This window comes from Microbulbifer taiwanensis, assembly GCF_014904815.1.
In the GTDB taxonomy this organism is placed as follows: domain Bacteria; phylum Pseudomonadota; class Gammaproteobacteria; order Pseudomonadales; family Cellvibrionaceae; genus Microbulbifer; species Microbulbifer taiwanensis.
This window is the reverse complement of record NZ_JACZFR010000065.1, coordinates 21,414-31,892: the sequence shown is the minus strand read 5'-3', so window position 1 is coordinate 31,892 and position 10,479 is coordinate 21,414. Positions and strand designations below refer to the sequence as shown.

Genomic DNA, 10,479 nt, shown 5'->3' with positions numbered 1-10,479 from the left:
GTTCCGGCCTGCGCCGGAATGACGAGGGGATTCGAAAAAATAACAGGGGAGAAACCATGTACGGCCTGATGATGCAAAGCCAGCTTACCCTCACCGGTATCATGCGCCATGCACAGGACAATTTTTCCGCGCGGGAAATCGTCTCCATCACCGCGGATTACTTCGTCATACCGGCGCAGGCCGGTATCCAGTTCGGCGGCACCTGGGTTCCGGCCTGCGCCGGAATGACGAGGGGATTCGAAAAAATAACAGGGGAGAAACCATGTACGGCCTGATGATGCAAAGCCAGCTTACCCTTACCGGCATTATGCGCCATGCACAGGACAATTTTTCCGCGCGGGCAGGCTGGCCAATGCCCTGAAAAGGCTCGGTGCCCGGGCGGGGGACCGCATCGGCACCCTGGCCTGGAACGACTACCGCCACTTCGAACTCTACTATGCCACCTCCTGCAGTGGCCTGGTGTGCCATACCATCAATCCGCGCCTGTTTGCCGAGCAGATTGCGTATATCGTCAATCACGCCGAGGACCGCTGGCTGTTTATCGATCCCGCCTTTGTACCGCTGCTGGAATCCCTGGCGAGTCAGCTCACGTCGGTGAAGGGTTTTGTGATCCTCACCGATCAGGCCCATATGCCGGCGACCGGCCTGCCCAATATGTACTGCTACGAAACACTGCTGTCAGAAGAGGGCGCCGAGTTCGAGTGGCCGCAGCTGGATGAGAATTCAGCGGCGGCACTCTGCTACACCTCCGGTACCACAGGCAATCCCAAGGGAGTGCTCTTTTCCCACCGCGCCATGGTGCTGCACACCTACGGCGTACTGCTGCCCGGTGCCTTTGCCATGCAGGAGGGCGAAGCGGTATTGCCGGTGGTGCCGATGTTTCACGTCAATGCCTGGTCACTGCCCTACGCCGCGCCGGTCATGGGCGCCAAGCTGGTATTGCCGGGTCCAAAGATGGGCTGCGGTGAGACCCTGTGTACGCTGATTCGCGAAGAGGGTGTCAATGTCGCCGCCGGCGTGCCCACGGTATGGCTGGCGCTGCAGAAATACCTGCGCGAAACCGGTTTACAGATACCCAGCCTGAACCGGGTTATCGTCGGCGGTGCCGCCTGTCCCTGGTCGATCATGCAGGAATTCGAAGAGCGCCACGGCGTTTACACCCACCACGCCTGGGGGATGACCGAGATGAGTCCGCTCGGTACTTTCAATGCAAGGGTGCCGGACTCCCTGCCAGCTAAGGAGGCAGAAAAGCGCCGCCTGAAACAGGGCCGCGCCGTCTTCGGTGTGGAGATGCGCATCGTCGATGACACCGGCAGAGAACTCCCCAGGGACGGGGTCGCCTATGGTGCACTGCAGGTGCGCGGCCCCTGGGTGTGCGAAAGCTATTACAAGGTAGAGTGCAAGGCGGAAGAATCTGCACTGACAGAAGACGGCTGGTTCGATACCGGCGACGTGGCCAGCATCGATCCCGACGGTTACCTGGGGATCACCGACCGCACCAAGGACGTGATCAAGTCCGGCGGCGAGTGGATCTCCTCCATCGAGCTGGAAAACCTGGCCGTGGCAATGGACGGTGTACAGGAGGCAGCGGTGATCGGGGTGGCCCACCATAAATGGGACGAGCGGCCACTATTGCTGGTGGTACCCAGCCCCGACGCGGAGCTGGAGCCGCAAAGAATACTGGCGGGTTTCCACGGCAAGGTGGCCAGCTGGTGGATTCCAGACGACTGCCTGTTGGTCGAAGAGATCCCCCATACAGCAACCGGGAAAATCAGCAAGAAAGACCTGCGCACGCAGCTTGCCGATTACCGCTGGCCACAGGCCGAACCGGCGTAAGGCGCCGGATGGAAAAGATATGGAGGAGTAAGCGGTACTGCCGGGAAGGCAAAAAAATGAGGGTAAACCACTTTATAAACATACAGGTGTCTAATGAAAAAAATAATAGCGACGCTGTTGTGTTGTTTCGCCGTACAACAGGTTGCAGCGGAGTCACGCTGCAAAATCACCCCGGGAAGTCTGTTCAAGCAGGAACGTATCGACTGCAGTTACCGCAGTATCCAGATTCCCTCCAGCGATATCACCAGCCGGCAGATCAAATGGGAGCTGCCGCTGGGCACGCCGCCAGCGGGCGGCTGGCCTGTGGCACTGATCTACCAGGGCTCCTTCTTCGAGGTTGAATTCTCGCGCAAGAAGAATGCCCCCTTCGGCGGCTATTGGGAAGCGCGCACCATCAAGGCGTTGCTGGATGCCGGTTACGCGGTGATAGCACCGCGGGCGCCGGCGGAACTGGCCTGGCTCACCAACTCCGCCGGACCCGCCACCATTTACGAGATCACCACCGATTACACCTTTCTGGGCAATGTGTTCGATGCGATAGAGCAGGGCGTATTCGGCCCCCTGAATCCCGACAGGAAATACGCTACCGGCATATCCAGCGGTGGTTATAACACCAGCCGCATGGCGGTGACCTGGCCGGGGGAATTCCGGGCACTGGTGGTGCACTCGGGTTCCTATGCCACCTGCCTCGGCCCCGTGTGCGTTATGCCGCTCTGCATGCCGGAGGATCACCCGCCCACACGCTTTGTGCACGGCTTCCTCGATACCATAGTGCCCTGGTGGAGCATGGACCTCTACTACGACCGGTTGTTGTGGGAGGGGGTGGAAACGGATCGCGTCACTGAGGCCCTGGGCGGTCACGAGTGGTTTCCCGGTTCTCCCACCGCGGTGGTGTCCTGGTTTGATGCCCACCCCTGAAGTGTGAGCGGACCCCGCGTACACTAATATATAAGTACCCGGGTGAAAGCAGTCCCCGATGGAGAAGGGGAGCAACAAAAAGCGGTCCGTAACTGGAGACTTGGACTAACCCGTAAATAGGCCCACAGCGGGTGACCACTGGTCTGAATGACTTCAGCGAGGTGAACAGCGGGTGTAGAGCCAGTCAGCTTCAAAAGAGGGAGCGGCCGAAATGAATTCGGCCGCTAATTATTTTTGTCTCCCTGCCTTTTCCCTTTCGAGCAGCCAGTACTAGTCACAGTTTTTTTGGATAGCCATAGACGTGCAGATTGCGGCGGCTATCACAGATGGTGGCTTCGGGCGCCAAAAACCAAAACTTTCATGTGACTTACCCGACAGGAATGACCATTCGCTCTGGTCTTTACGTGCGGGCAGCGCTAATGTGAAAGGTAAATGACATCGCTGTCAAAATTGCACGACAAAATGACAGCGATGTCATTTTTGCCGGATAGCTCCGGGCAGGGCCTTCAATGTTCAGTGGTACGGACCGCCTGGCCCAAAACAATAAAAAAGTATTCAAGGTGAAATTCTATGAAAGGGTTGAATCCCAGCCAGTGGCGGCGCGCGCTCTTCGCGCTCGGCCTCGCCACATCCCCCGCCATCGCCGCACCCGGCGCACCGCAGATCGACTGGATGGAAACCAGCTTTGCCATTATCGAAGTCGATGACACGGCCACCGCCTACGAGCAACTGGTCATTATCAACGACTACGCCGAGGTGCCGGTGGCCTGGACCAAGTGGTCCGGCGATGACGGCGACAGCGTCCAGTACCTGCTGAACGGCGAGGTGGTGCTGGAAGAGGCCGCTGCCGCCGGCGGCAGCAGCCAGAGCGGCTCCGCCACACTGCAGGTCGCCCAGGGGGGCAAATACGATTTGCAGGTCGCCCTGTGTGACGACTCCGGTTGCACGCCCTCCGCGGTGAAGGAAATCGTGGTTGCGGATACCGACGGCAGCCATGTGGACCCGATTACCCTGACCGCCGGTGAAAACAACCAGCCCTATACCAACAGCAGCAACTCGGTGGTGGGTGCCTATTTTGTCGAGTGGGGAGTCTATGGGCGCAAGTTCCCGGTGGACAAGATTCCCGCTTACAACCTGACCCATATTCTCTACGGCTTTATTCCGATTTGCGGCGGCGACGGTATCAATGACAGCCTCAAGGAGATTGAGGGCAGTTTCCAGGCGCTACAGCGCTCCTGCTCCGGCCGTGAGGACTTCAAGGTCTCCATCCACGATCCCTTTGCCGCGGTGCAGAAATCCCAGCAGGGACAGGATTACTCCACGCCCTACAAAGGCAACTTTGGCCAGCTGATGGAACTGAAGCAGGCCTATCCGGACCTGAAGATACTGCCGTCCATCGGTGGCTGGACCCTGTCCGATCCCTTCTACTTTTTCGGTGATTCCGCCAAGCGCCAGACCTTTGTCGACTCGGTGGAGGAATTCCTGCGCACCTGGAAATTTTTCGACGGTGTGGATATCGACTGGGAATATCCGGGCGGCCAGGGTGCCAATCCCTCGCTGGGTGACGCCAGCGACGGCGAGACCTACCGCCTGCTGATGCGGGAGCTGCGCGCCATGCTCGACGGCCTCGAGACGGAAACCGGCCGCGAGTACCAGCTGACCTCGGCAATAGGTGCAGGCTCAGACAAGATTGCGGCCATCGACTACGTCAATGTCCAGCAGTATATGGACTACTTCTTCATGATGACCTACGACTTCTACGGCGCCTTCAGCCTGGAAACTCTCGGTCACCAGACCGCCCTCTACGCGCCTTCCTGGGATCCCAGTGATGACTACAATGCCCACAGCGGTGTGCAGGCCATGCTGAGCGAGGGTGTTTCCCCGGGCAAACTGGTAATGGGTACTGCCATGTACGGGCGCGGCTGGACCGGCGTCAACGGCTGGAACGGCGGCGACCACCTGACCGGTACCGCCACCGGCGCCGTGGCCGGCACCTGGGAAGCGGGCGTGGTCGACTACCGCGATATTGCCGGCAAGCTCGCCAGCGGCCAGTGGGAATACCACTACGACAGCACCGCCCAGGGCCCCTATATCTTCAAGCCGGATACCGGTGACCTGATCACCTACGACGACGCCACCTCGGTTGCCGCCAAGGGTGCCTATGTGCAGAGCCACGGCCTGGCCGGTCTCTTCGCCTGGGAAATCGACGCGGACAACGGCGATATCCTCAATGCCATGCACGAGAGCCTCGGCCACGGCGATGGCAGTGGCAACCGCAGGCCGGTGGCCATTGCCGGCAATGACCTGCAGGGCGACGAGGGCAGCAGCATCTGCCTGGACGGTTCAGGTTCCTACGACCTGGATGGAGATCCGCTGAGCTACAGCTGGGCGCAAACCTCAGGAACCGGTGTGACCCTGGATGACGACAGCGCCGCAGCGCCCTGTTTCAGCGCGCCGGAAGTCTCTGCGGACGAGACGCTCACCTTCGAGCTGGTGGTGAACGACGGCCAGGAGGATTCCAATCCCGATTCGGTCAGCGTGCTGCTGAAGGATGTACCGGACAACCGCGCCCCGGATGCCGATGCCGGTGCCGACCAGGCGGTGATCACTCCGGCTGCAGTCACCCTGGACGGCAGCGCCTCCAGCGATCCGGATGGCGACAACCTGAGCTACAGCTGGGTACAGGTCAGCGGCTCTGCGGTGACACTACAGAATGCCGACAGCGCCAGTGCCAGCTTCGACGCGGCGGAAGTCGGTGCCGACGAGGTACTGGTATTCGAGCTGAGTGTGAGCGACGGCGAACTGGGCGATAGTGATTCGGTCAGCATTATGCTGAAACCGGCCCAGTCCAATACGCCGCCGGAAGTGTCGGTTCCGTCCAGCCTGGGCGTGAACGAGGGTGAAAGCCTCGATATCACCGCAAGCGCCACTGACGCCGACGGCGACGTATTGAGCTACAGTTGGAGCGCGCCGGCGTTCAATGTCAGCAACGGTGACAGCGAGACCGTCACCCTGACCGCGCCGCAGGTGGGTAGCGATACCGCCTACACGGTAACTGTGACTGTCAGCGACAGCATCAACCCACCGGTTTCCGCACAGGTCAGCGTCACCGTGAACGACGTGCCGACCGGCGGTTGCTCAATGACCGACCCCAATGCCGGCAACTACCCGGCCTGGACTCCCGGTACCACTTACCTGGGTGAAGATCAGGTGAGTCACGAGAGCCTTGTGTGGGAAGCCAAGTACTGGACCCAGACAGAGCCGGGATTCAGCGCGGCCGACTGGAAGCTGCTCAGCGATGTGGAAGTGCCCTGGAATGCATCCACCGCCTACAATGGCAACGATGAGGTCAACCACGACGGTCGCCGCTATCGCGCCCAGTGGTGGACCCAGGGCGACGAACCTGGTGCGGCCAGTGTCTGGGTGGATATAGGCCCGGCCAGCTGCAACTGATTTGTTGTATCACCTCACAGGGTGACACGCAGTAAAAAGGGCGCTTCGGCGCCCTTTGTTGTTAACGTGTACGGGATTGCGTAGGTTGGGCTGCGTCATAAGGGTTTCTTTCGTCATACCGGCGCAGGCCGGTATCCAGTTCAGCGGCACCTGGATTCCGGCCTGCGCCGGAATGACGACAATGTGATGTAGGGTCGAACCGGTCAGGGGAAATCACAGCGGAATCCGGATCACCACGCCGCCCATTGTCTCACCCAGTTCGAAATCCGTTCGCGGGCTGTCGATATGATCGTTGTGGCAGCTGACACAGGCGGGCGATACGGCCACGTCCGGGTAGATAGCGGTGAAATACTGTGTATCGCCGAGCGTCTCGCTGCCGTAGAAATTCTGTCCCGGGTTGTCGATGATAAATTCCAGTCCCTGCTTTTCCAGTTCGGTGCGCGGCTTGTTCTGCTTGTTGATGGCCCAGAGGGAAAGCAGGGCATAGGTGAAGCCCGACTCCTGTTCGGCTACTCGTTCTGCGCCCATGCGCATCATCTGCGCCGGCAGCGGCAGCGCCTTGTTGTCCTTCCAGTGTTCGTCGGCCTTGATCACCTTTTCCTCGTTCTGCAGGCGGTTGACCACATTGTTGGTATAGCTGGCGCGGTCGGCTTCGATGACGGCAAAGATGGCATCGGCCATACGCTCTGGTGCAATGCCCTGTTTCTGTCCGCAGGCGGTCAGCAGGCCCGCAGTGGCGACCGATAAAATGGCGGCAGTGAAAGCGTTGATACGCATGGTGTTCCCCTCCTATTGGGTACTTTTGCTATTGGCAATTCGGGCAATCCGGTCGCGAATCAGGTCGAAGGTCTCGTGTTCCACCGCCGGCCTGCGGTTGAAGTTGTGCGCGATCAGTTTCCTGTCCGAGAGTGCGGCCAGTGCGAACTCGGCTCCATGGCAATTGAGGCACACCGGCAACATCTTGTCGTTGGGGCGCAGGTTGTGATTCTGGTTGTGATTGACCACCACGCGTTCGCCGTGGCGCTCCCGCGGCAGGTGACAGCTGGCACAGCTGACACCGTCGTCGGCGCCCGCGCTCCAGGATTTGAAGTGGGCCGACTCCTTGAAGGCCAGGCTGTGCTCGTCACTGTGGCAACCCAGGCAGGCCTCCACTGCGGCGAACTGCAGGTCCGTTTCGTGCGGGCTGTGGCAGCTGGCGCAGCTGAGTTCGCCGCTGGCGTCGGCATGCATCGGCAGGCGTGCCTGCTGCGGTGACATGGCCGTGGTCTTTGCGGCGAAATCCTCCGGTAGCTGCGTCGCCAGGCGCATGCCGTGCTTGCCGCGGGTAAAGGCCTCGCGCTGTTCACTGTGGCAGCTGCCGCACTGCGCGACGATTTCGCGGCTGCTGAACTGCAACTGCCCATCGGCGTGGCAGCCGCTGCAGTTGACCGCCACCCGGGCGTGGGCGCTCTGCGCCCAGGCCGCGGCGATTTCCGCCGGGAAATTTTCCTCGCCGAGATCGGCCTCCTGCAGCTGCAGCGATCGCTCGTGCGGGTTTTCCCGCAGCCAGGACTGCATGGCCGTGCGCGCCGGCAGCTGCGCATTCGGCTGCAGTTCCGGTTGGCCGACGTGGGCGATCAGGAAATCTTCGTAGAGAGTGCTGTTGTCGTGGAAATTGTGGCAGCCGGCGCTGGCGCAGCTGTCGAAGGCGAAGTCCTTGTGGCTGGAGCGATCTTCGGCGATATCGTTGTGGCAGTGGAAGCAGAAATCCCCTGCCAGGGTGACGCCCATGCTCCGGGTGATTTCCGGCTTGTGCTCCGCGTGGCAGGTGACGCACTGGCGCGCGTCCAGGTGTGCCAGCAACGGCGCATTGCGCGGATCGAGAAATTTCTTGCGCGGGTGGGAGTCGTTCGCCAGTTCCAGTTCATCGGCGTGGCAACTCACGCAGGCCTGTTGCATGGCCTCGGGGCCGGAAAAGCCGTCGCCGTGACAGCTGCTGCAGGCGAGCTCTATCTGGTGGTGGCCGTGGCTGGTCTCTCCGCTGATAAACAGCGTCTTGTCGGAAAATTCCAGGTTGTAGGCCACGACCGAACCGATCGCCAGGGTTACCAGCAGGCCGTAGTGCCAGAATTTGAACTTATAGGCTTTCATCTAGAAGTAATACACCGCCAGTATGTGATAGCCGAGCAGCGCCGGCAGTGTCCACAGCAGCGCGTAGTGCACCCGCGACCACCACTTGCGGTGCTCGCGCAGTTTCAGGTCTGTCCAATGGTGATTGCGGGCCATAAACACTCCGACCAGGGCTCCGGTCGTGGTTGCGGCGAGGAATACCAGCATCAGGGCCAGGTTGAGGTTTTCGCCGAGGCGGAAGCCGGTGTGCACCACCAGTACCACCAGGGCCGCGCAGCCGATCACGCTGTGGACATAGCGCCAGTGATCCACATGGCCGATTGTCAGTTTGCGCCAGCGTTTGCGCAGGCTGAGGGAGGCCGTGAGCAGGCAGAATCCCAGCAGGCTGTAACCGCTGACCTGCTTCCAGAAATTGTCGTACCAGAGTTTCTGCCAGTACCAGTGAGTCTGCACACTCTCTGAAATCGGTGCCGGTGGCATAAAGGTGGCCAGCGCGATCAGTATCAGGGAGACAATGGAAGTGACCAGAATGCCGCGCGCGTGACGCATGACCAGGTTGGGGGCGGGGACGTCGAGCAGCTCGGCAATCAGGGGGCGGCAGCTGCCGCACACGGACCCCGCGTTGGTGGCCTGCTGCAGATCCATCAGCTTGCGCTTGCCCTGGGAAATGGCTGCGCAGAGTTCACCCTTGCTGACATCGTTGCACTGGCAGACCAGGTAGCTGTCCGGCTGTTCCTTAATACTGAGGGCGACTTTTTTCTGCCATAGATAGCCATCCCGCTCGAACTGCTGCAGCGCCTGCGGCGCAATTGACTCACTGCGTGCGACCGCCTTGCGCAAATCGCTGGCTTCATCCCAGCTGCCGATATGCACGGCACCGACAATGTAGTTGTCCTTTACCAGTAGCTGTCGATACAGCCCCTTGAAGCGGTTGCGGTAAGTAAATAACCGACTGCCATCAGTTGCGCTTGTATCGGCGTAGCCGCTACTGTTTTTGCCCCTATCCAGCTCGCCGATCAGGGCGCAGGGAATATGGGCTATCTTCAACTGAATATCGGTGAGGCTGCCCCGGTAAGGCTCCGCGGAAAGGTCGGGATTTCCCTCCCGGCAGATATGCTTGCTGCAGCTCTCCACTTGCTCATAGCCGGGTCGGACAAATTGGTACACCTTCTGAGCAAACTCTGCGCACTCGCCCACCGCATAGATGTCGGGATCGGAAGTCTGCAACCACTCGGATACGACTATGCCGCGATCGGTCTTCAGGCCGCACTGGCGTGCCAGGTCGGTTTCCGGGTGAATGCCGGTACACAGGACGACGGCATCGGTCTCCAGGGTTTCGCCGCTGGCAAATTGCAGCTGGCGCACACTGTCGTCGCCCTTGATCGCAGTCAATGCATCGCCGATTTTGAGCTCTATACCGAGGGCGCCCAGTGCCGACTTGAGGTAGTCTTCGGCTTCTTCATTCAGCATGCCGCTGAGCAGGCGGGTACGGGATTGCAGAGTGACGCGGTTTTTCTGCGTCTTCAGTGCTGCGGCGGCTTCCAGTCCCAGGGCGCCGGCGCCGACCACACAGATATGCCGGTTCTGCTCGCGCAGTCGAATCAGGTTTTCCGTATTGCGCAGGCTGCGGAAGGGATGCACGTTTTCCAGCTCGACGCCGGGAATACGGGGAATGGTGGGGTTGGAGCCGGTGGCGAGGACCAGTTTGGAGTAGGGCTGTATTTTTCCCGTTGCATCGGTAACGGTTTTATTGGCTCTGTCGATGGCCAGGATCGGGCGGTCGATAAATTCGGCCAGCCTGCCATTGCGTTCGCCGATTATCGGGTTGTCGATATCGGACAGGGAAAGCTGCTCGGAGAGATACTGGGAAAGTTTTACCCTGTTGTAGGGCGATTCGGCCTCGGCACCGAAAATGACCACCTGCGCATCTTGATTCAGTTCGAGTAGCTTCTGCGCACAGCGCACACCTACGGGGCCTGTACCGACGACGACAAAAATTGGATAGTCGGTTTCACTCGCCCCCGAGTGAACTGGTGTCGGGGCAAGGGAGTCCTCAAGTTCCGCCATACCATTCCCTGGAAGTACTGGCTCTCATCAATGGCTCTGCCTGTTATTTTCTATTGATGGGCCCTCAAGGCCGAGGCCGAAATTATATTTATTGCT

7 protein-coding genes are annotated in these 10,479 nt (G+C 60.1%); 4 read left to right on the top strand and 3 right to left on the bottom strand.

Going from position 1 to position 10,479, the window contains the following annotated elements; genetic code table 11:
* The 4 genes from IG627_RS19225 to IG627_RS19210 form a co-directional block, all read left to right on the top strand.
* The coding region (locus IG627_RS19225) for a hypothetical protein (RefSeq protein ID WP_226865461.1) at window positions 1-275 on the top strand (275 nt) is incomplete at its 5' end.
* A 70-nt stretch (window positions 276-345) separates the two neighbouring features.
* On the top strand, window positions 346-1,836 hold the full coding sequence (locus IG627_RS19220; protein ID WP_319024616.1) for a long-chain-fatty-acid--CoA ligase: 1,491 nt from the start codon (window positions 346-348) through the stop codon (window positions 1,834-1,836).
* A 93-nt stretch (window positions 1,837-1,929) separates the two neighbouring features.
* Window positions 1,930-2,754 carry an extracellular medium-chain-length polyhydroxyalkanoate depolymerase gene (locus tag IG627_RS19215; protein ID WP_193194701.1) on the top strand — a complete coding sequence of 275 codons (825 nt, stop codon included), beginning with the start codon at window positions 1,930-1,932 and terminating at the stop codon, window positions 2,752-2,754.
* A 570-nt stretch (window positions 2,755-3,324) separates the two neighbouring features.
* Window positions 3,325-6,207, top strand: coding sequence for a glycosyl hydrolase family 18 protein (locus tag IG627_RS19210; protein WP_193194700.1), 2,883 nt, complete (start codon window positions 3,325-3,327; stop codon window positions 6,205-6,207).
* A 213-nt stretch (window positions 6,208-6,420) separates the two neighbouring features.
* Here IG627_RS19210 and IG627_RS19205 read toward each other — a convergent pair whose 3' ends face one another.
* Genes IG627_RS19205 through IG627_RS19195 form a run of 3 tightly spaced genes read right to left on the bottom strand, consistent with a single transcriptional unit; the run spans window position 6,421 to window position 10,383 of the window.
* The gene (locus IG627_RS19205) at window positions 6,421-6,984 is read right to left on the bottom strand and encodes a Tll0287-like domain-containing protein (protein ID WP_193194697.1); all 564 of its coding nucleotides are present in this window, start codon (window positions 6,982-6,984) and stop codon (window positions 6,421-6,423) included.
* 12 nt (window positions 6,985-6,996) lie between these two features.
* On the bottom strand, window positions 6,997-8,337 hold the full coding sequence (locus IG627_RS19200) for a cytochrome c3 family protein (protein ID WP_193194696.1): 1,341 nt from the start codon (window positions 8,335-8,337) through the stop codon (window positions 6,997-6,999).
* Window positions 8,338-10,383 carry an FAD-dependent oxidoreductase gene (locus tag IG627_RS19195; RefSeq protein ID WP_193194694.1) on the bottom strand — a complete coding sequence of 682 codons (2,046 nt, stop codon included), beginning with the start codon at window positions 10,381-10,383 and terminating at the stop codon, window positions 8,338-8,340. It lies immediately after the preceding gene.
* Between the last annotated feature and the right edge of the window lie 96 nt (window positions 10,384-10,479).